This window comes from Bradyrhizobium sp. 190 (genome assembly GCF_023073415.1).
Taxonomy (GTDB): Bacteria; Pseudomonadota; Alphaproteobacteria; order Rhizobiales; family Xanthobacteraceae; genus Bradyrhizobium.
The window spans coordinates 284,345-305,037 of the sequence record NZ_JADPJL010000068.1 but is presented as its reverse complement, the minus strand read 5'-3'; the positions used below and the strand labels follow the sequence as shown (position 1 = coordinate 305,037).

The window sequence follows — 20,693 nt, the reverse complement described above, 5'->3', positions numbered from 1 at the left end:
TAGCCTCGCCCGCTACTAACTGCCTACCGCCCGAACAGCCGGTCCACCAGCCAGCCATCCAATCCCGCTGCCGCTTCCGGGCGTGCCGATGGGTTGGGTGGCGGCGCGGACGTTCGCGCCGGCGCTGGCCGATATCCACCGCCCTGTGGGACCGGTGCCGGCTGCGGCGCTGCGCTGGTCTGCGACGCGGTCTGGAACAGGTTCGACATGAAGCCGCCGCGCTGTGAGTTCGGCAAGCCCGCCACTGCCACGCCCTGATGGGCTGACCGCATGAAGCGGGTCCACACTTCCACTGGCAGGCCGCCGCCGGTCGCCTTCTTGGTCGGCGAGTTGTCGTCATTACCGAGCCAGACGCCGGTGACGAGGTTGGCCGTGTAGCCGATGAACCAGGCGTCGCGGAAATCCTGGCTGGTGCCGGTCTTGCCGGCGGCCATCCAGCCCGGAATCTCCGCCTTGCGCGCGGTGCCCGAGAGCAGCGTCTCCTGCATCATCGTGTTCATCATCGCGACATGGCGCGGCTCGATCACCTGGCCGAGCCGGTCGGGTTGCCGCGCATACAGCAGCTTGCCTTCACTGGTGCGGATCTTGGTCACGACATGCGGGGAGACGCCGAGCCCGCCGTTGGCAAACGGCGCATAGGCGCCGACCAGTTCGATGACGGATACTTCCGAGGTGCCGAGCGCGATCGAGGGATTGGCCTCGAGTTTTGATGAAATCCCGAGCCGGTGCGCGGTCCGCACCACGTTCTTCGGCCCGACTTCGAGGCCGACCCGCACCGCGACCGTGTTGAGCGACATCGCCAGCGCCTGTGTCAGCGTCACTGCGCCGAAATATTCATGGGTGTAGTTCTCCGGCCGCCAGCCCTTGAGATCCAGCGGCGCGTCCTGGCGGATCGATTCCGGTGTCAGGCCGCCTTCGATCGCCGTCAGATAGATGAACGGTTTGAACGCCGAGCCTGGCTGGCGTTTTGCCGTCACGGCGCGGTTATACTGGCTGTCGGCATAGTTCCGGCCGCCTACCATCGCTCGCACCGCGCCCTCGGGCGTCATCGCCACCAGCGCGCCCTGGGTGACGTTGAACTTCACGCTCTTCGCGGCGAGCTCGTCGATGATGGCGGCTTCCGCGACACTCTGCAGCTTCGGATCGATCGTGGTTTCGACCACGATGCTCTGGTCGATCTGGCCGACGAGATCGTCGAGCACCTCGCCGATCCAGTCGGCGACGTAATTGACCGTGCCGGCGCCGGCCGGCTTCACCTTGTAGGAGGGATGTCCGATCGAGGCCTTGGCCTGCGCGTCGCTGATGAATTTGGCTTCCGCCATCGCCGCGAGCACGATCTGAGCGCGCGCTTCCGCGCCTTCGGGGTTGCGGTTCGGCGCCAGCCGCGATGGCGACTTGACGAGGCCGGCCAGCATCGCGGCCTCCGCGACCGTGACGTTTTTCGCCGATTTGCCGAAATAGCGCTGCGAAGCCGCCTCGACGCCATAAGCGCCGGAACCGAAATAGACGCGGTTGAGATAGAGCTCGAGAATTTCGTTCTTGGAGTGCTTGCGCTCCAGCCACAGCGCAAGCTCCACTTCCTGCAGCTTGCGCGCCATCGTGCGTTCCTGGGTCAGGAACAGGTTCTTCGCGAGCTGCTGCGTCAGCGTCGAGCCGCCCTGCGACACGCCGCGATGCATGACGTTGGCGACGGCCGCGCGCGCGATGCCGACGGGGTCGATGCCGTAATGCGAATAGAAGCGGCGATCCTCGATGGCGATGAACGCCTTCGGCAGATACGGCGGCAGGTCCTTCAGCGCGACATTGGTGCCGGCCATTTCGCCGCGCGAGGCCAGAAGGCTGCCGTCGACGCCGACAATCTGGATCGTCGGCGGACGCTTTGGAATTTCCAGCGACTGGATCGCCGGCAAATGCGCGCCGACCCAGACCACGACGCCGATGATCGCGATCGCCGCCCACAGGCCGAGCACCGCGCCCCAATAGATCAGCCGGCCGAACCTGAACCGGCCGCGCGATTTCGCGCGCCGCTTGGCGCCGCCTTTAGCCGCGCGCGGCTTGCGCTCGCGCGGCGGCTCGTCGTCGTCCTCTTCGTGTTTGCGCCTGGGCACTGATTTCTTCGGTTTGTCGTCGTCGACGGCGGCTGGAATGCGATCCTCAGGTGAAAGCCGCAAGTCCGCGAGCGCTGCCGGAAGCCCAAACAGCGGTTCCTTGCGTCCGCCGCTCTTTTTCCGTCCCCACGCCATGACAAACGCCGTTCACACCCGTCTCGCCGCAGGGTAGCGGGGGCTGTTTAAGGGACGGTTACGGAAAGGTTAATGCGGGATTAGGAGGTGCGGCGGGCCCATATTAAGATGGCTGCAAACCACAGCGCGCTCAGGGGAAATTTGCATGGGCCACATCGATCCGACCAAGGAAGTGTTCGCGCAATTCAAGGCCAATGACCGGCCGGGTCCCATCCACATGCTCAATCTGGTTCGCTTACGCGCGCTGGCCGCCTATCCCGACGGCCGCAAGGCGACCGGCGCGGAAGCCTACGCGGCCTATGGGCGCGAAAGCGGCCCGGTGTTCGAACGGCTCGGCGGCCGCATTGTCTGGCAGGGCAGGTTCGAGCTGATGCTGATCGGGCCCGAGGCGGAGCGCTGGGATCACTGCTTCATCGCCGAATATCCAAGCGTCGCCGCGTTCGCCGAGATGATCCGCGATCCCGTCTACCGCGAAGCGGTGAAGCACCGCCAGGCCGCGGTGGAGGATTCCCGCCTGATCCGGCACGCGGTGCTGCCCGTCGGCAAGACGTTTGGGGAGATTCCGGAGTAGCGTTCAAAAAAATCGGCGGCCCCGAGGGGCCGCCGACCGCTTCTTTCCGCCGATCGTTTCGATTGGGTTGCCGCGACTAACCCGCCGGGCCTGCGTCCTCGAGAATCGGGCCGAACATTTCCCAACGCTCGCCGTTGAACTTCATCATCTGAAGCTGCTTGTTGACGCGGTAGTCGGTCGGCGTGGTGTTGGCCGAGATGCCCGGCAGTAGCAGGTCGAGCTGAACGTTCTTCAGGTTGGTGGCCTGCTTCAGTACGTTCTCACGGGTCAGATTATCGCCGCACGCCTTGAGCACATGGATCATCAGCTGCGAGGTCATGTAGCCATAGGAGTTGAAGCTCGAGTCCTTGTCACCATCCGGATAGTACTTCGCCATAAACTCGAAATACTTCTTCATGCCCGGATCGTCCTTCCAGGTCGGATCGAGCGGATCCTTGCCGTAGTTGACGCTGATCACGCCCTTGGAGGCTTCGAGCCCCGCCGGCTTCATCACCGCGCCGACCGAGGTGGCGTTGATGTCGAGGATGTGCACCGGCTTCCAGTTAAGCTCGTAGATCTTCTTGATGGCCTGCGCCGCCTGCTTGGGCGTGGTTGCCGAGAAGAATAGGTCCGCGCCTGCATCCTTGATCTTGAGGATCTGCGAGTCGATGGTCGGATCGGCGACTTCGTAGGAAGCTTCCGCCACGATCATCTTCGCCGCCTTGTCGCCGAGGCCGGCCTTGATGCCGTTCAGATAATCCTTGCCGAGGTCGTCGTTCTGATAGAGCACGCCGATCTTGGCGTTCGGGTATTCCTTGATGATGTACTGGCCGTAGATGCGCCCTTCGACGAAGTAGTTGGGGTTGAAGCCCATCGTCCAGGGGAAGTTCTTCGGGTCGGTGAACTTCGAGGCGCCCGTCGCGGCGAACAGCTGCGGCACTTTCTTCGAGTTGAGGTATTTCTGCACGGCCGCGTTCGAGGGCGTGCCGAGGAGCTGGAACGTGAGCAGCACTTCGTCGCTCTCGACCAGCTTGCGCACCTGCTCGACTGCTTTGGGCGGCGAGTAGGCGTCGTCATACTGGATCAGGTTGATCTTGCGGCCGTTCACGCCGCCCTGATCGTTGATCATTTTCATATAAGCGGCCTGGGTCTTGCCGATGGTGGCATAGGCGGAGGCCGGGCCCGAGAATGGATTGGTCTGGCCGATCTTGATCTCGGTGTCGGTCGCGCCGGTGTCGTATTTTTTCTGCGCGGAAGCCGTCGAGACCGACAGCGCAAATGCGAGCGCCGTCCCGGTGACCAAATGGAAAATACTCTTCTTCATTATGCTGCGTTCCTCGTGTGTTTTTGATTGAGCCGATGATCTTACCGCGAGCTTCATTTGGCCGCACGGATGCCGTCGCTGCCACAATAGTGGCGGAAGGCATGTTGCAATGCAAGGCATCGAAACCCCGGATAATTTCGGGGTCGGGTTCCGTCTGCTCAAAAAGAATCCATTACGTGTGTCAGCCGCAAAATGATGCACGGCCGCGCGGCGTTGCGGGCCTCAAAACAAAGCCGCCGGCATCGTGGGTGATGCCGACGGCTTCTGTCCTTGAATCAGGGGCAGGGTGCTAACCGGCAGGTCCGGCATCCTCGATGATCGGGCCGAACAGTTCCCAGCGATCGCCGTTGAATTTCATCATCTGCATCTGCTTGTTGATGCGGTAGTCGGTAGGCGACGTATTGATGACCATTCCGGGCAGCGACAGGCTGCCAACAACGTTCTTCAGGCTTGTTGCCTGCTTCATGATGTTTTCGCGGGTGAGATCGTCGCCGCATTGCTGCAGGATATGCACCAACAGTTCCGCGGTCCCATAACCGTAAATGTTGACCGTGTTTTGCTTGTCGCCTTCAGGATAATATTTGTCCATGAAGGCGAAATAGGCCTTCATGCCGGCATCGTCCTTCCACTGCGGATCGCCCGGATCCTTGCCGTAGTTGGTCGAGATGATGTCCTTTGAAATATCGAGGCCCGCGGGTTTGAGTGTAGCGGAGATCGGGCTCGCATTGATGTCGAGGATGTGGACCGGCTTCCAGCCGAGGTCCGCAACCTTCTTGATCGCCTGCGCGGCAAATTTGGGCGTCGAGGCGTCGTAGAGCAGGTCGGCCCCCGCAGCCTTCAGCCTGACGATCTGCGAGTCGATGGTCGGATCGGTCAGTTCATAGGAGGCTTCGGCGACGATCATCGTCGCCGCCTTGCCGCCGAGGGCTTCCTTCAGGCCGGTGACATAATCGCGGCCGAGATCGTCGTTCTGATAGAGGATACCGATCTTGGCGTTGGGATGGTTCTTGAGGATATATTGCCCGTAGATGCGCCCCTCGGACTGGTAGTTGGGATTGTAGCCCATCGTCCAGGGGAAGTTCTTCGGATCGGTGAATTTCGATGCCCCGGTCGCCGCCAGTAGCTGCGGCACCTTCTTCGAATTGAGATATTTCTGGACGGCGGCGTTCGACGGCGTGCCGATGATCTGGAAGGTGAGTAGCACCTCGTCGCCTTCGACCAGCTTGCGGACCTGCTCGACGGCCTTCGGCGGCGAGTAGGCGTCGTCATACTGAATGAGGTTGACCTTGCGGCCGTTGATGCCGCCCTTTTCGTTGATCATCCGCATATAGGCAGCCTGCGTCTTGCCGATGCCGGCATAGGCGGAAGCCGGGCCTGAGAATGGAACAGTCTGGCCGATCTTGATCTCGGTATCGCTCGCGCCGGTATCGTACTTCTTCTGCGCGCTTGCGGATGTCGCCGATAGCGCGATCGCAACCGCCGCGCCTGCAAGCAGATGGAGAATGCCACTTCGCATGTCGCTGCCTCCGTTGTGTTGACCGATGATCATGTCCGGTCACCGGTTCGGATGGCCAGCCGTCATCGTTGACAGCGAGTGTGGCGGAACGGATTCGGCAACGCAAGGCAGTGACGGAAAGGTGAGCCTCTCACGCCAGCCAGAGCAGGACCATAGCGAGCGCCGCGGGCGCCGCCTGCACGTAGAGAATCCGGCGGCTGACGGTCGCCGCGCCATAGGCGCCTGCCGCGATTACGCAGAGCAGAAAGAACACCTTGATCTGGAAGGCGAAGCCCGGATTGGGGTGGAGCAGGCCCCAGACGAGGCCCGCGGCCAGGAAGCCGTTATACAGGCCCTGGTTGGCGGCCAGCACCGCAGAATCCCTTGCCTTCTCGATTCCGTTGCGGAAGATCTTCAGGCCAAGCGGCTTGTCCCAGAGAAACATCTCCAGCACGAGAAAGAACACATGCAGCGCGGCAACCACCGCGACCAGAAAATTGGCGATGAAGATCATGTTGCGGTCCCCCAACCGGCAGCGGAATTCGGGTGGACGCTAACACGGCGCGCGTGAAAAATGCGGGGGCGCTCGCCGATATTTTTCAGGGAATGATGACGATGCCAGAGAGCTTCAACCTCGACCGCCTGCCGACGCCCATCGGGACGGCGCTATTGGTCAGCGATGCGGATGGCCTGCTCCGCGCGCTGGACTGGGAGGATTATGAGCCGCGCATGAAGCAGTTGCTGCGCCTGCATTATGGCGTGGTGGAGATGAGGAATGCGCCCGCGCCACGCGAACTGCGCGCCGCATTGACCGGCTATTTCAAGGGCGACCTCGACCGCCTCGCTACGATCGAATGGCGTGTCGCCGGCACGCCGTTCCAGCAAAAGGTCTGGCAAGCGCTGCCGAAGATCCCACCCGGCACCACGTTGAGCTACGGCGCGCTCGCCGCGAAGCTTCGGATGCCCAAAGCCGTCCGCGCCGTCGGCCACGCCAATGGCTCGAATCCGATCAGCGTGGTCGTGCCCTGTCACCGCCTGATCGGCGGCAACGGTTCGCTGGTGAAGTACGGTGGTGGGCTGGAGCGCAAGCGCTGGCTGTTGATGCATGAGGGCGCTCGGATTCAAAAAGGGGACGGGTCGATCAAGCGGCTGGGAGGTGTGCTTGAGGACCCGTCATAGTTTAATCGAGGCCTCGTGTGTTTCGCATGTCCCGCACGATATAGATGAACACAAGAACCGTGGGCGCCCAGGCGAGTATCGCGCCCGCCAGCATCGCATACACTGTCGTCATGATGGCTCCTTGGGTGTCCGCTCCACCCGTGGCTGGATCAGTTTCTTGCCGCGACCGACGCTTCAGGACATTTATAGAGCCATTTCCAATAGGCCCGGTTGCGCTCCTGCTGCCGCTTGTAGAGCTCGCGGCACTTCATCGAGCAAAATTGCTCGAAGTACCAGCTGCGCCGAACCAGCCCGAAGGGGCGCTTGCATTCCGGATTTCCGCAACAATTGGTCATGACGCGACCTCCGCATTAGTACGCCGTATCCAGCGAATGAAATTCTCGTGACCCTTGTCGAGACAGAAGCGTCCGCAGTAGCGTTCACGTGCAGGATCCCGCAGAGAGATGATTTTCGGGTCCTCACTGTCGCAATGTGCGCAGCGCGGTTCTAAATGCATGGCGACCTCCTTCTGAGGAATTGCCACTTGCCGATCAGAATGTGATGCATTGCTGTCGCCTCGTTCTCTCGAGGAGCGACAATGCGAAGTCTCGCGCCGCCACCGCTTTTCTTCAACTTGTCTAGATGTTTGGCGAGATCATCCATGCGTATAGATGGTTCGCGCAGCGCCGGATCGGCTCATTTGCTCGCTGCCGCGCCGTTCTGAGCCAGCGCGGTTTCGAGGCATTCGATCAGGGTCTCCCCGTCGAATGGCTTGCTCAGGAAGCAGGTTGCTCCCGCCTTCAGGGCCCGATCGCGATCGCCTTCGACGGAAAAGGCCGTGACGAAAATGAAGGGAAAGGTCTGGCCCTTGGTCAGCAAGTGGGCTTGCAGATCTAACCCGCTCATCTCCGGCATTCTGACATCGGTTATCACGCACGATGTTTCGTTGAAGTGCGGCGATCGCAGGAAATCTTCGGCCGAGGCAAATGTATGGACGACGTAGCCAAGCGACCTGACGAGATTCCGGGTGGCGGCGCGAACCGAGCCATCATCATCGATGATCGATATGACTGGTGGGTTGGACAAGGAGATTTTTCCTGGAGACGACCAGAGGCTGTCCTTTGCCGTGCCGCCGCATACCGGGAGAGTGCGCCGCAAATCACGGTCGGAGAATCATACTTAGGTTTGCTGCCCGCCCGATGCGGGCCCAATCCCGAGTAGCTCGGCCATCCTGACCAGATCGGGCAACGACTTCGCAGCCATTTTCCTCATGATGTGCCCGCGGTGTATCTTCACGGTGATCTCGGCAATGCCGATTTCGGCGGCGATCTGCTTATTCATGAGGCCGGACGTGACCAGAGCCATCACCTCCCGTTCCCGCGGGGTCAGGGTCGCGAAACGAGCCTGCAAGCCCGAGAGCATCCTGGCTTCATCGCGGCTAACCCGGTCGCGCTCGATTGCCGTGGTTACGGCATCCAGCATGTCCTGGTCGCGGAATGGCTTGGTCAGGAAGTCGACGGCTCCGGCCTTCATCGCCCTGACCGTCATCGGGATATCGCCGTGACCCGTCATGAAGATGATTGGAATGCGGATATCGGCCTTCGCCAGCTCGGCCTGAAAGTCGAGGCCGCTCAACCGGGGCAGCCTGATGTCGAGGATCAGACAGCTGGCAACGTTCGGAAGCGTGCTCTGCAGAAACTCGTGAGCCGAACCGAACACTTCCACCCGCAAGCCCACCGACCGGAAAAGATTGCTCAGTGCTACGCGCACCGATGCGTCGTCGTCGATCACGTAGACGACCGGTTCCTCGGCGCTTGCGAGGGTGGAAGGCGATGCTGGGCGGCCGGTCACGTATTGTCCTCCTGATGCAATGGCAAGGTGAACTGAAACGTCGCGCCGGGACCGGCATTGGCCGAGGCTGATAGCCGTCCTTCGTGTGCACTGACGATCGAGCGGCAAATCGACAACCCCATGCCCATGCCGCTGGACTTGGTGGTGAAGAAGGCATCGAACAGCCGATCGGCATTCTCGGCGGCCACGCCGACGCCGCAGTCGCTCACCGTAACCAGAACCTGGCTTGTCTCATCCTGTTGCGTCCGGATCACCAACTCGCGCAGCCGGTCCTTGACCGACTGCATCGCTTCGATCCCGTTGATGACGAGGTTGAGGATGACTTGCTGCAGCTGGATCCGGTCGGCGACGACCAGGGGGAGGGCGGGGGCAAGTTCCAGCCGCAGCGCCACCCGGTGGCTGAACAGCTCATGCTGCACGAGGCTGATGACCTCGTTGACGACGTCATTGATCTGGAGCGGCGCCTTCTGATCGGCAGTCTTGTCCACGAGCGCACGGACGCGCTGGATCACTTCGCCCGCCCGATTACCGTCCGCGACGATCGATTGCAGGGTGCTGCGCGCTTCTTTCAGGTTGGCAGGCTCGCGGTCGAGCCAGCGCAGGCATGCGGCGGCATTGGTGACGACGGCGGCGAGCGGCTGATTCACTTCATGGGCGATCGACGCGGCGAGCTCGCCCAGCGCAGTCACGCGCGTGACATGCGCGAGGTTCGCCAGCGCTTCATGCAATTCCACTTCGGCTCGCTTGCGGGAGGTGATATCAGTCACCGCTCCGACAAGTTCGATCTCGCCCGACGCATCTGTTACAGCATGCGCGGTGGCATGGACATGTTTGACCGAGCCGTCGGGCATCAGCAATCGATATCCGTGCGCGAAGTCCTTTCCGTCGCGGGATGCGCGGTCGATGGTCTGTTCCACCCGCGCACGATCGTCTGGATGAACGCGCTGAAAAACCGTGGCGTGTTTGATGGAGGGGGCCTTGTCGTAGCCAAATATTCTGAATGTTTCCTCCGACCAAATGAGTTCGCCGCTGGCGACGCGCCAGCCGAAGCTGCCGGTGCGGCTCAATCGCTGGGCTTCGGCCAGATACATTTCACTCTGCCGCAAGGCATTTTCAGCCTCCTTGCGTTCGGTGACGTCCTCGCATGCGATCAGGACGATCAGTTGATTGTCCAGCCGCCGCACGGCCTTGGCGTTTTCACGAACCCAGAGCGACGAACCGTCCTTGCGAACCTTGCAGATCTCCCAACTGTGGGTTTGGCCGATATTTTTCAGGCATATGGCAACGTTGCTCTGAGCCACATGTTGCTCTTCGGCGGGAAAGACTTTCAACACGGATTGCCCAAGCAATTCGCTGACGGAATAGCCAAGTTGTGCAGCGCCGAATGTGTTGACGGACAGGACGGTGCCGGACGCGTCGACCATGAAATACATCACCGGGTTGTGCTCGAATACCTCCTTCCATTGCGCTTCGCTATGACGCAGCGCTTCTGTCGCGCGTTGTTCGGCTCTCGCCCGGCCGTGGAGCACGGCTTCCATCTGCCTGCGGGTACTGCCCACCCGGCGCATCATGATCAGGGAGGCGAGAAGCGAGGCGATGAGCAGTACGACGGCAGTCGAATAGGCCGGGGCCGCCGGTGCGGGGCCGAGAACAAGCCAGATGAAAGCCGCCGCAGCCAACGCCAGCACCATGCTGCCCAGCAGCCATTGCTCGGCCGAGCGCCAAGATTTTATCGTCTGGTTACGCATCATAGGCAGCACAAAAGGCTTGGCCATCCCGGGCCGGCGCTGCGTCGCTAGGTGATCACCATCATCAGCGGCGACAACGTCGCCCTCCTAACAGGCCGCATACTAGCAGCTTTTGGACGTTCGGATGGGTATAAAGATCCAGGCGTTCCCTGCGTGCGTCGATGCGCCTCCCGGGAGTGCCCATCACCCGCCGTGGGCCGGATCGCGATCCCAAACCTAGGTATGATCCTGCCAACCGAATGTAATGTGTGGATCAACCTCCGTTCAATGGTTCGTTTTGTTCCAATGATGAAGCTTATCGGGTAACCCGATGGCACATACTTTCTAAAAAATTGCCCTGCGGGAAAGGCCTTTACGCGAGACCTTCAACCGGACGTCTCGCCGAACGCAAACGTCTCGTTGCAGTTGTCAAACCCGTAGCCCGCGCTCGCCGACCGCAAATTTGGGGATTGATATGCCGAAAGCACGCCTGCACTTGATCTGTTGCTCCGATGACATCGAACCCGAAGCAATGCATCGGAGGCGCGGGCGCGGCTTCCGGTTGTCCGTCATCGACGGAGGCAAGCGAGCCATCGACGCGCCGAGAGAGAAGCTGTGGGAAACCACGCTTGCTCTGTTCGACCTGGGCATTCTGGTTTCCCAGGCAAACTATCTGGCCTTCGTTGCAGCGAGCCTGACGGCTCTTGAGCTCCAGGGTTGGGCCGATCCAAAACAGACCGACTAGATCGCGATAGTGATTTGCCTCGCATGCAAGGGCAATCTCGCTCAAGTGCATGCGACAAAGCAACGCGACGGGCAAATCACCAAAAATCTGTCCAGCCCTCCGTGCAAAAATATTCCGCTTAACTTGCAGGCCAAATCAGCCGCATAACTCCGCCCGTCTCACGGCGGATGAGGGGCGCTCGCGATCGTCACGAACGTGCGGTGAGATGCGATGGACGCGGAAGGCGCGCTAGACGTACGCGCCTGACACGTACGGCGAAGTCGTGTGGTCCTGACGCCGCGGTGCTGGCGCTAAGTTTCACGGGGTTACCTCGTGGAGCGACGGTGGCAAGAAAGCCGTTCACCGGGGAGAGCTCGAAGTAAGCCGTAAAGCCATTGCGCAGGGAAGGCCGGAGTGTTTCCGCTGCCCTGTATGCTCGTGTGCATTTTCTTTAGCGCAAATCGCACGCGAGACCGCGGGTGCAGCAAGCACCCGGTCTTCCCTGCGCCCTCTGACAAGGAAGGCGGGAAGTTCTCAAACAAACCTCGGGCGCAATTCGCCGCGAGATCGCGAAGGTATGCCATTCGTAGGATGGGTGGAGCGCAGCGATACCCATCGCCACACGCACCGGCATTGATGGGTATCGCTTCGCTCCACCCATCCTACAGGACTGCGTATCACGCCGCCGGCTGCGCGACGTTGTCTTCGCTGGAGAGCAGATGAATCAGCGCGCTCTTGATCGCGGCCTGCCGGGTCGGCGCGGTGATCTGGGCGCCGAGCAAATCCGTCACGTAGAACACGTCGCGGGCGCGTTCGCCGAAGGTCGCGACATGGGCGGAGGCAATGTTGAGGTTGAGTTTCGAGATCGCGGTGGTGAGCTGATACAACAGGCCGGGGCGATCGAGGCCGGAAACCTCGATCACGGTGTAACGGTCCGACCACTGGTTGTTGATGGTGACCTCCGGCTCGACCACGAAAGCGCGCACCTTGCCGCGGTTGGCCGCCTTGCGGGCTACCGCTTCGGGCAGCCGCAGCTTGCCTTCCAGCACCTGCTCGATCATCTCGCCGATGCGGGTGGCGCGCCGTCCCTCGTCCTCGTCGCGGTCGTACTCCCTCGAGATCGCGATGGTGTCGAGCGCGCGACCGTCGGTGGTCGTGTAGATCTGCGCGTCGACGATGTTGGCGCCGGCGGACGCGCAGGCGCCCGCAATGATCGACAGCAGCCACGGATGGTCGGTCGCGAGTATCGTCAGTTCGGTGACGCCGCGCGCCTCGTCGAAGCCGACATTGATCGCGAGCTGATGTCCGGCCTGCTCGCTGGCGCGGATGAAGCGCGCCTGGCGGATTTTCCGCTGCAGGTCGACCTTGAGCCAGTAGGCCGGATAATGCCGCCCGATATAGGCGTTGAGCTCGGCGTCCGGCCATTCGGTGAATGCGGCGCGGAATTCGGATTGCGCTACCGCAATGCGCTGCGCGCGGTTCACTTCCGAGAAACCGCCGGTCAGCACCGGCTCGGTTTCGTAATACAGCGTGCGCAGCAACTGCGCCTTCCAGCCGTTCCACACGCCGGGGCCGACGCCCCTGATGTCAGCTGTGGTCAGGATGGTCAAAAGCTTCATCTGCTCGACGGATTGCACGACGGCGGCAAAATTCTCGATCGTCTTGCGGTCGGAGAGGTCGCGCGACTGCGCCACCGTCGACATCGTCAGATGCTCCTCGATCAGCCATGCCACCAGCTCGGTATCGGCGGTGTTGAAGCCGAGCCGCGGGCACAATCGCCGCGCCACCCTGGCGCCTGCAATCGAATGATCTTCCGGGCGGCCCTTGGCGACGTCGTGCAGCAGGGTTGCGATGTAAATCACCGCTCGATGCTCGGGCTGGATCTTGCGGAACAGGTCGCTGGCAACCGTGAACTCGTCATTGCCGCCGCGCTCGATCTCCTGCAGGAAGCCGATGCAGCGGATCAGATGTTCGTCCACCGTGTAGTGGTGGTACATGTTGAACTGCATCATCGACACGATCTTGCCGAAGGCGCGGATGAAGTGACCGAGCACGCCGGTCTCGTTCATGCGCCGCAGCACGGTCTCGGCGTTATCGGACGTCAGGATCTCCATGAACAGCCGGTTGGCTTCCGGATTTTCGCGAAGCTGGGCGTTCACCAGTTTCAGCGAGCGCGTCACCGTGCGCATCGCGTCGGGGTGGAAGGCGAGGTTGTTCTTCTGCGCCAGCTGGAAGATCCGGATCAGGTTGACCGGGTCGTGCTTGAAGACGTCGGGCGCGGCGAGGTTGATGCGGTTGTTGTCGATGATGAAGTCGTCGCTGTCGGGTACCCGCCGCCGCTTGGTGCTCGGCCGCAGCCGCGCCACCATGCGGCTCAGCACCGGCGCGGGCTTGGCCTGCTCGTCTTCCAGCTTGGCGCACAGGATCGCGGTCAGATCGCCGACGTCCTTGGCGACGAGGAAGTAGTGCTTCATGAAGCGTTCGACATCCTGCATGCCGGGATGCGAAGTGTAGCCGAGCCTCACCGCGATCTCGCGCTGCATGTCGAACGACAGCCGCTCTTCGGCGCGCCCCGAGACGAAATGCAGGTTGCAGCGCACCGACCACAGGAAGTCGGCGCAGCGTCGGAAGGTGCGGTACTCCTGCGCGTCGAACACGCCGCGTTCGACCAGTTCATCGGTCTCGCGCACGCGGTAGACGTATTTGGCGATCCAGAACAGCGTGTGCAGGTCGCGCAATCCGCCCTTGCCGTCCTTGACGTTGGGCTCGACCAGGTAGCGCGATTGGCCGGCGCGGCGGTGGCGTTCTTCGCGCTCGGCGAGTTTGGCGGTGACGAATTCGGAAGCGGTGCCCTGCACCACATCCTTGTCGAACCGCGCGACCAGTTCGTCATAGAGCGGTTGGTCGCCGGTCAAGAATCGCGTCTCCAGGATCGCGGTGCGGATCGTCATGTCGCCCCGCGCCTGGCGGATACATTCGTCGACCGAGCGCGTGGCGTGGCCGACCTTCAGTCCCAGGTCCCACAGGCAATAGAGAATGGCTTCGGCGACCTGCTCGCCCCAGGCGGTCTGCTTGTAGGGCAGGATGAACAACAGATCGATGTCGGATTCCGGCGCCATCAGGCCGCGTCCGTAACCGCCGGTGGCGACCACGGCCATGCGCTCGGCGCCGGAGGGCACATGCGAGCGATAGAGATGCCGTGTGGCGGCGGAGTAGAGGATGCGGATGATTTCGTCCTGCATGAAGCACAGCCGCTCCGCGCAGCGGCGGCCGTGGCGATCCTTCAGCAGTACGGCCTGCGCGGTCGCGCGCGCCGCGATCATCTCGGCCTTGAGCAATTGCGCCAGCGCCGAGCGAAACACGTCTTCGCGGCCGGCATGTTTTTCGGCCAGGACATCGACCGCCGCGGTGATCCGCGCGGTATCGAAACGTTCATCCGCCCCGGAGCGGTCCTCGGTCACGACGCTATCCATGATCTATCCCGATATCGGACGGCGCAGGGGCTGTCACGGGCGATTGTAGGTCAAATCAAAGCTATGCCGCCGCGTGCTAGAATGCCAGCCATAACCTGTTGGAAAAGCGTGGATTTCCCATGCCGCATGGGTCGGCCGCGGAGGACCGTGATGACAGCGCGCCGATAGCCCATTATATCCGATGCACAAACAAAAGTCGGGAGAACAAAATGGACGCCGCCGAACTTCGCGCGATGCAGGCCCCGATCAAGGAACGCTACAAGTCGGACCCCTCGGCCGCGGTCATTACACTGAAGGCCAAGGGCTCGATCGACAATGAAGGCATCGCCTGCAAGGTCGAGACCGGCCGCGCGCTGGCGGTAGCCGGCCTGCACCCCGCCACCGGCGGCTCAGGCCTGGAGCTCTGCTCCGGCGATATGCTGCTGGAAGCGCTGGTCGCCTGCGCCGGAGTCACGTTGAAGTCGGTCGCCACCGCTGTCGAAGTGCCGCTCAAAAGCGGCACCGTCATCGCCGAGGGCGACCTCGATTTTCGCGGTACGCTCGGCGTCGACAAGGAAGCCCCGGTCGGCTTCGAGGAAATCCGCCTGCGCTTCGAGATCGGCACCGACGCGCCGCAGGACAAGCTCGACCTGCTGTTGAAACTCACCGAGCGCTATTGCGTCGTCTACCAGACCATCAGGAACGGCCCGAAAATTTCGGTATCGATGAAGCGGGTGTGATGAGGTGACACCCTCCCCTGGAGGGGGAGGGTCGACGCGCGTGTAACGCGCGGCGGGGCGGGGTGAAGGTCTCTCCACCTCCAACAGTGCCCGAGTTGAGAGATCACCCCACCCCGTCTTGCATTTCGCTACGCTCATGCAAGCCGACCCTCCCCCTCCAGGGGAGGGTGAGAGAATGCTGAATGTCCCCCGAACTCGCCTTCATCCTTACGCTTGGCCTGCGCATGGCGATCACTGCGGCGTTCGTGGTGACCGCTTCCATCGTCACCGAGCGCTCGGGCCCGGTGATCGGCGCGCTGATCGCGACGCTGCCGATCTCGGCCGGGCCCTCCTACGTGTTCCTCGCGCTCGATCATGACGCGGCCTTCATCGCCGAGGGCGCGCTGGCAAGCCTGCCGATCAACGCCGCGACGATCTTCCTCGGGCTGACCTATGTCGTGCTGGCGCAGCGCCATGGCGCGCTGCTCAGTTGCCTTTCGGCCGTCGCCGTATGGCTCGCGCTCGCCGCCATCATCCGCTCCGTGCAATGGTCGCTGATCGGCGGCCTCATCGTGAACGCTATTGCATTTGCCATCTGCGTCCCGCTGCTCGCCCGCTATCGCCACGCCAAAATGCCGCCGATCAGACGCCGCTGGTACGACATCCCGCTGCGCGCATCGCTGGTCGCAACGCTGGTGGCGACGGTGGTCACCACATCGAGCTGGGTCGGCCCCAAAGTCAGCGGCATGATCGCGCTGTTCCCGATCGTGTTCACCTCGATGATGCTGATCCTGCATCCGCGCATCGGCGGCCCGCCGACCGCCGCCGTGCTCGCCAACAGCGCCTGGGGCTTGATCGGCCTCGGCATCGCGATTGCGGTGCTGCATGTCGCCGCGTTGCAGTTCGGTTCGGCGATCGGGCTGAGTCTGGCGCTGGCCACCTGCGTCGGGTGGAATCTCGGCCTGTGGTGGCTCGGGCGACGGAAGGCCGCGCGCCGACTCCTGTAGCCCGGATGAAGCGCAGCGAAATCCGGGGTCGGCCGATCCGCTGGCGAGATTCCCGGATTGCGCTGCGCTTCATCCGGGCTACGGTCTCGTTACCCCTTCGGCAATTTCGCCTTCAGCGCATACAGCGCCTCCAACGCCTCGCGCGGGGACATCTCGTCGGGATGCAGCGCCTTCACGGCTTCCATCATTTGCTCCGCCTCGCTCGGTGGCGCGGCTTCCGCGGCGGCGCGGGAGGGGACGGCGAACAGCGGCAGGTCGTCGGCGAGCGCGCGGGCGGTCTGGCCGCGGTCCTGGGCTTCGAGCTTCGCCAGCACCGACTTGGCGCGCGTGATCACCGCTGGCGGGAGGCCAGCGAGCTTCGCGACCTGGATGCCGTAGGAGCGGTCGGCCGAGCCGGGCAGCACCTCGTGCAGGAACACGACGTCGCCCTGCCACTCCTTGACGCGCACGGTGGCGTTGAACATCCGCGGCAGTTTGGCGGAGAGCGCGGTCAGCTCATGATAATGTGTGGCGAACAGCGCGCGGCAGCGGTTGGCTTCATGCAGATGCTCGATCGCAGCCCACGCGATCGACAGGCCGTCGAAGGTCGCAGTCCCACGGCCGATTTCATCCAGGATCACCAGCGAGCGTTCGCTGGCCTGGTTGAGGATGACGGCGGTCTCGACCATTTCGACCATGAAGGTGGAACGGCCGCGCGCGAGATCATCGGCCGCGCCGACGCGTGAGAACAGCCGATCGACGACGCCGATGCGCGCGCGCGATGCCGGCACGTAGGAACCGATCTGCGCCATCAGCGCGATCAGCGCGTTCTGCCGCAGGAAGGTCGATTTGCCCGCCATGTTGGGGCCGGTGATCAGCCAGATCTGGCCGGACTTCTGCGCAGGCCCCGGTGAGAGATCGCAGGCGTTCGCAATGAACGGCTGGCCGTTGCGCTTCAACGCCTGTTCGACCACGGGATGCCGGCCGCCTTCGACCGCGAAGCCGAGCGAGCCATCGACCTCGGGCCGCACGTAATTGTCGTCGACCGCGAGTTTTGCGAGCGCGGTCGCGACATCGAGCAGCGCAAACGCGTGCGCCGCGGCGCGTAAATCGTCGCTGGCGGCGAGCGCCATCGCGCAGAGTCGCTCAAAAATTTCCAGTTCAAGATTCAGCGCGCGATCGCCGGCATTGGCGATCTTGGCCTCGATCTCGCCGAGTTCGGACGTGGTGAAGCGAACCTGCCCCGCCAGCGTCTGGCGATGGATGAAGGTCGCATTCAAGGGTGGCGCCATCAGCTTGTCGCCATGCTGCGCCGTGACCTCGACGAAATAGCCGAGCACGTTGTTGTGGCGGATCTTCAGCGCCTTGATGCCGGTGTCATCCGCATAGCGCGCCTGCATCGCAGCGACGACAAGGCGGGAGGCGTCGCGCAGGTTACGGCTCTCGTCGAGCGCGGGTTCATAGTTCTCGCGGATGAAGCCGCCGTCGCGCTTGATCAGCGGCAGTTGCTCGGCGAGCGCGCGTTCGAATTCGCGGGCGAGGGCGCGCGAGGGACGGCGCAGTGCCTCCATCACGGCGATGATTTCCGGCGGCGGCGCCTCCAGTTGCGCGAGCCGCGCCAGTGCCTGGTCGGCGGCGAGGATGCCATCGCGCAGGCCGGCAAGGTCGCGCGGGCCGCCGCGTCCGACCGACAGCCGCGCCAAGGCGCGCGACATGTCGGGCGCGGCGCGCAGCGTTGTTCTGATATCGTCGCGCGCCGCGCTATCGGCGACAAAGGCCGCAATCGCATCCAGCCGCCGTGCAATTCCCGCGCTATCCGTGAGTGGCGCGGCGAGGCGTTGCGCCAATAGCCGCGAGCCGGCGGCGGTGACCGTGCAATCGATCGCGTCGAGCAGCGATCCGCGCCGCTCGCCCGCCAGCGTGCGGGTCAGTTCGAGGTTGGCGCGGGTCGCGGGGTCGATCGCCATCGTGGTGCCGGCGGCCTCGCGCGAGGGCGGCGACAGCGGCGGACGCTTCCCGACCTGCGTGCGGTCGATATAGGTGACGGCGGCGGCCGCCGCGGTTGCCTCCAGCCGCGACATCGCGGACAGGCCATCCATGGTCGCGACCGCGAAATAGTCGCACAGCCGCCGTTCCGCGGTGGCGCTGTCGAAGACGTCGCGGGTCAACGGCGTCACTGACGGCAATTCGCGCAGCAGCGGGCCGAGATCGGCGTCGCCGTAGAGCGCGTCGGTGACGATGGCCTCGTTCGGATTGATTCGCGCCAGCGTCGCCGCCAGTTCCGCGGTCGCGCATTCCGTGACCATGAACTCGGACGTCGAAATGTCGATCCAGGCAAGCCCGATGCGGTCGCCGCCGGAGGAGGCGCGGGCGCGCGCGATCGCCAGCAGATAGTTGTTGGTGCGCGCATCGAGCAGCGTGTCTTCGGTCAGCGTGCCCGGCGTCACCAGCCGGACCACGCCGCGGGCCACCACGCTCTTGTTGCCGCGGGCGCGCGCCGCGGCGGGATTCTCGGTCTGCTCGCACACCGCAACGCGGTGGCCGGCGTTGATCAGCCGGTGCAGATAATCCTCGGAGCGCTCCACCGGCACGCCGCACATCGGGATATCAATGCCCTGATGCTTGCCGCGCTTGGTCAGCACGATGCCGAGCGTCCTGGAGGCAATCTCGGCGTCCTCGAAGAACAGCTCGTAGAAATCGCCCATCCGGTAGAACAGCAAGAGCCCGGGATGGGCGGCCTTGATCTCCAAGTATTGTTCCATCATCGGCGTGACGCGCGAACTTGCATCAGCGGCAGGCGCGGCTTCGGGGGGCGCAGGGGCGGGGATGGATTGCTGGATCGTCATCAGAGCGTTTTCAAGTGAAGTGGTACCGGTTCGCGTGAAGAAAACGCGTCAAAGCGAGAAGCTGGAGCCGGCCGAGGCTCCAGGGGCGGCAAACTACAAAATTTCGTCGTCCGGTCCTATTCCCTTACCTGCGTTGTCAGAGTTTTTCCACGGCGACCGCCCTCCGGTTCATCACGTCAGCGTTGAGGGCATGACGGACATCCCGCGAAAGCACCACCCGGGAATGACGCCTCAATTGACCTGTCGCGGGCACGCTCCTAAAACTCGCCATCAGTTCCATAGGGCTCAACGCCTAAAGGCCGGCATTCAGGGAGAGATTCAATGCGTGATGTGTTCATTTGCGATGCCGTCCGGACCCCAATCGGCCGCTTCGGCGGCGCGCTCGCCAAGGTGCGCGCCGACGATCTGGCCGCCGTTCCGATCAAGGCGCTGATGGCGAAGCATCCCAATCTCGACTGGGCGCAGGTGGATGAGGTGTTTTTCGGCTGCGCCAACCAGGCCGGCGAGGACAACCGCAACGTGGCGCGGATGGCACTGTTGCTGGCGGGCATTCCGGAATCGGTTCCCGGCCAGACCCTCAATCGCCTGTGCGCATCGGGCCTCGATGCGGTCGGCGCCGCAGGCCGGGCGATTCGATCAGGCGAAATCGATTTCGCGATTGCCGGCGGTGTCGAATCCATGACGCGGGCGCCGTTCGTGATGGGCAAGGCGCCGGAAGCGTTCGCGCGCTCGGCGGAGATCTATGACACCACCATCGGCTGGCGCTTCATTAACCCGCTGATGAAGGCGCAGTACGGCGTCGATGCGATGCCGGAGACCGGCGAGAACGTCGCCGAGGAATTCCAGGTGTCGCGCGCCGACCAGGATGCGATGGCGATCCGCTCGCAGCAGCGCGCGGGTGCCGCGATCGCGGCCGGTTATTTCGCCGAGGAAATCACGCCCGTGTCTGTTCCCGGCGGCAAGGCCGGCCCGATCACCGTCGACAAGGACGAGCATCCGCGTCCCGAAACCACGCTGGAAGGTCTCACCAAGCTGAAGCCGATCGTGCGCAATCCCGGCACGGTGACAGCGGGCAACGCGTCTGGCGTCAATGACGGCGCGGCCGCGATGATCCTGGCGTCCGAGGCCGCCGTGAAGAAGCACGGGCTGACGCCGCGGGCGCGCATCCTGGGGCTGGCATCCGCCGCGGTGCCGCCGCGCATCATGGGCATCGGCCCGGTGCCAGCCACCAGGAAGCTGATGGAGCGGCTCGGCATCAAGATCAGCGACTTCGATTTGATTGAGCTCAACGAAGCCTTCGCCTCGCAGGGCATAGCCTGCCTCCGGCAATTGGGCGTCCAGGACGACGCCGATTTCGTCAACCCGCACGGCGGCGCGATCGCACTCGGCCATCCGCTCGGCATGAGCGGCGCACGGCTGGCGTTGACGGCAGTACACGGCATGGAGAAGCGGGGCGGGAAGCTTGCCTTGGCAACCATGTGCGTCGGCGTCGGCCAGGGCGTCGCGGTCGCGATCGAAAAGGTGAATTAAGCCAACGGTTTGGGAAGGCCAAAAACAGGCCTTTCCCAAATTAGTTATGTCATATAATGATCCGGCGGCGCGGCTGAGCGACAAAATT

Annotated in this window: 15 protein-coding genes; 6 read left to right on the top strand and 9 right to left on the bottom strand. The window is 63.1% G+C overall.

Annotation, left to right across the window (positions count from 1 at the left end; genetic code table 11):
* Positions 1-23 precede the first annotated feature (23 nt).
* A complete protein-coding gene (locus tag IVB22_RS36505) occupies positions 24-2,243 on the bottom strand; it encodes a penicillin-binding protein 1A (RefSeq protein ID WP_247521972.1) in 2,220 nt (739 codons plus the stop codon).
* 145 nt (positions 2,244-2,388) lie between these two features.
* Here IVB22_RS36505 and IVB22_RS36500 point away from each other — a divergent pair, with 145 nt between their 5' ends.
* Complete coding sequence (locus tag IVB22_RS36500) at positions 2,389-2,814, top strand: DUF1330 domain-containing protein (RefSeq protein WP_247521971.1); 426 nt, start codon at positions 2,389-2,391, stop codon at positions 2,812-2,814.
* 76 nt (positions 2,815-2,890) lie between these two features.
* Here the strand turns inward: IVB22_RS36500 and IVB22_RS36495 are convergent, their stop codons facing one another.
* From IVB22_RS36495 to IVB22_RS36485, 3 genes are all read right to left on the bottom strand, one after another.
* The gene (locus IVB22_RS36495) at positions 2,891-4,117 is read right to left on the bottom strand and encodes an ABC transporter substrate-binding protein (RefSeq protein ID WP_247521970.1); all 1,227 of its coding nucleotides are present in this window, start codon (positions 4,115-4,117) and stop codon (positions 2,891-2,893) included.
* Between the two features lie 289 nt (positions 4,118-4,406).
* Positions 4,407-5,633: an ABC transporter substrate-binding protein gene (locus IVB22_RS36490; protein ID WP_247521969.1), complete on the bottom strand. Its 1,227-nt coding sequence runs from the start codon at positions 5,631-5,633 to the stop codon at positions 4,407-4,409.
* Between the two features lie 130 nt (positions 5,634-5,763).
* The gene (locus IVB22_RS36485) at positions 5,764-6,126 is read right to left on the bottom strand and encodes a DUF1304 domain-containing protein (RefSeq protein WP_247521968.1); all 363 of its coding nucleotides are present in this window, start codon (positions 6,124-6,126) and stop codon (positions 5,764-5,766) included.
* A 92-nt stretch (positions 6,127-6,218) separates the two neighbouring features.
* Here IVB22_RS36485 and IVB22_RS36480 point away from each other — a divergent pair, with 92 nt between their 5' ends.
* Positions 6,219-6,791 carry a methylated-DNA--[protein]-cysteine S-methyltransferase gene (locus IVB22_RS36480; RefSeq protein ID WP_374207833.1) on the top strand — a complete coding sequence of 191 codons (573 nt, stop codon included), beginning with the start codon at positions 6,219-6,221 and terminating at the stop codon, positions 6,789-6,791.
* 675 nt (positions 6,792-7,466) lie between these two features.
* Here IVB22_RS36480 and IVB22_RS36475 read toward each other — a convergent pair.
* The 3 genes from IVB22_RS36475 to IVB22_RS36465 all read right to left on the bottom strand — a co-directional run bounded on the left by IVB22_RS36475 (position 7,467) and on the right by IVB22_RS36465 (position 10,396).
* Entirely contained in the window at positions 7,467-7,856 is a 390-nt protein-coding gene (locus IVB22_RS36475) for a response regulator transcription factor (RefSeq protein WP_247521967.1), read from the bottom strand.
* Between the two features lie 93 nt (positions 7,857-7,949).
* The gene (locus tag IVB22_RS36470; protein ID WP_247521966.1) at positions 7,950-8,621 is read right to left on the bottom strand and encodes a response regulator transcription factor; all 672 of its coding nucleotides are present in this window, start codon (positions 8,619-8,621) and stop codon (positions 7,950-7,952) included.
* On the bottom strand, positions 8,618-10,396 hold the full coding sequence (locus tag IVB22_RS36465; protein ID WP_247521965.1) for a PAS domain S-box protein: 1,779 nt from the start codon (positions 10,394-10,396) through the stop codon (positions 8,618-8,620). The genes IVB22_RS36470 and IVB22_RS36465 overlap by 4 nt, the downstream gene beginning before the upstream one ends.
* Before the next feature lie 427 nt (positions 10,397-10,823).
* Between IVB22_RS36465 and IVB22_RS36460 the strand changes: the two genes are divergently transcribed.
* Positions 10,824-11,093 (top strand): hypothetical protein, encoded by a 270-nt coding sequence (locus IVB22_RS36460; RefSeq protein WP_247521964.1) that lies wholly within the window; start codon positions 10,824-10,826, stop codon positions 11,091-11,093.
* 656 nt (positions 11,094-11,749) lie between these two features.
* Here the strand turns inward: IVB22_RS36460 and IVB22_RS36455 are convergent.
* A complete protein-coding gene (locus tag IVB22_RS36455; RefSeq protein WP_247521963.1) occupies positions 11,750-14,545 on the bottom strand; it encodes a [protein-PII] uridylyltransferase in 2,796 nt (931 codons plus the stop codon).
* Positions 14,546-14,754: 209 nt separating this feature from the next.
* On the opposite strand from IVB22_RS36455, the gene IVB22_RS36450 reads away from it, so the two are divergent.
* Positions 14,755-15,264 carry an OsmC family protein gene (locus IVB22_RS36450; protein WP_247521962.1) on the top strand — a complete coding sequence of 170 codons (510 nt, stop codon included), beginning with the start codon at positions 14,755-14,757 and terminating at the stop codon, positions 15,262-15,264.
* Between the two features lie 182 nt (positions 15,265-15,446).
* Positions 15,447-16,250 (top strand): hypothetical protein, encoded by an 804-nt coding sequence (locus IVB22_RS36445; RefSeq protein WP_247521961.1) that lies wholly within the window; start codon positions 15,447-15,449, stop codon positions 16,248-16,250.
* Between the two features lie 89 nt (positions 16,251-16,339).
* On the opposite strand, the gene mutS is transcribed toward IVB22_RS36445, so the two are convergent.
* Positions 16,340-19,075, bottom strand: coding sequence for a DNA mismatch repair protein MutS (mutS, locus tag IVB22_RS36440; protein ID WP_247521960.1), 2,736 nt, complete (start codon positions 19,073-19,075; stop codon positions 16,340-16,342).
* A 321-nt stretch (positions 19,076-19,396) separates the two neighbouring features.
* On the opposite strand from mutS, the gene pcaF reads away from it, so the two are divergent.
* Positions 19,397-20,605 carry a 3-oxoadipyl-CoA thiolase gene (gene pcaF, locus IVB22_RS36435; RefSeq protein ID WP_247521959.1) on the top strand — a complete coding sequence of 403 codons (1,209 nt, stop codon included), beginning with the start codon at positions 19,397-19,399 and terminating at the stop codon, positions 20,603-20,605.
* Positions 20,606-20,693 lie beyond the last annotated feature (88 nt).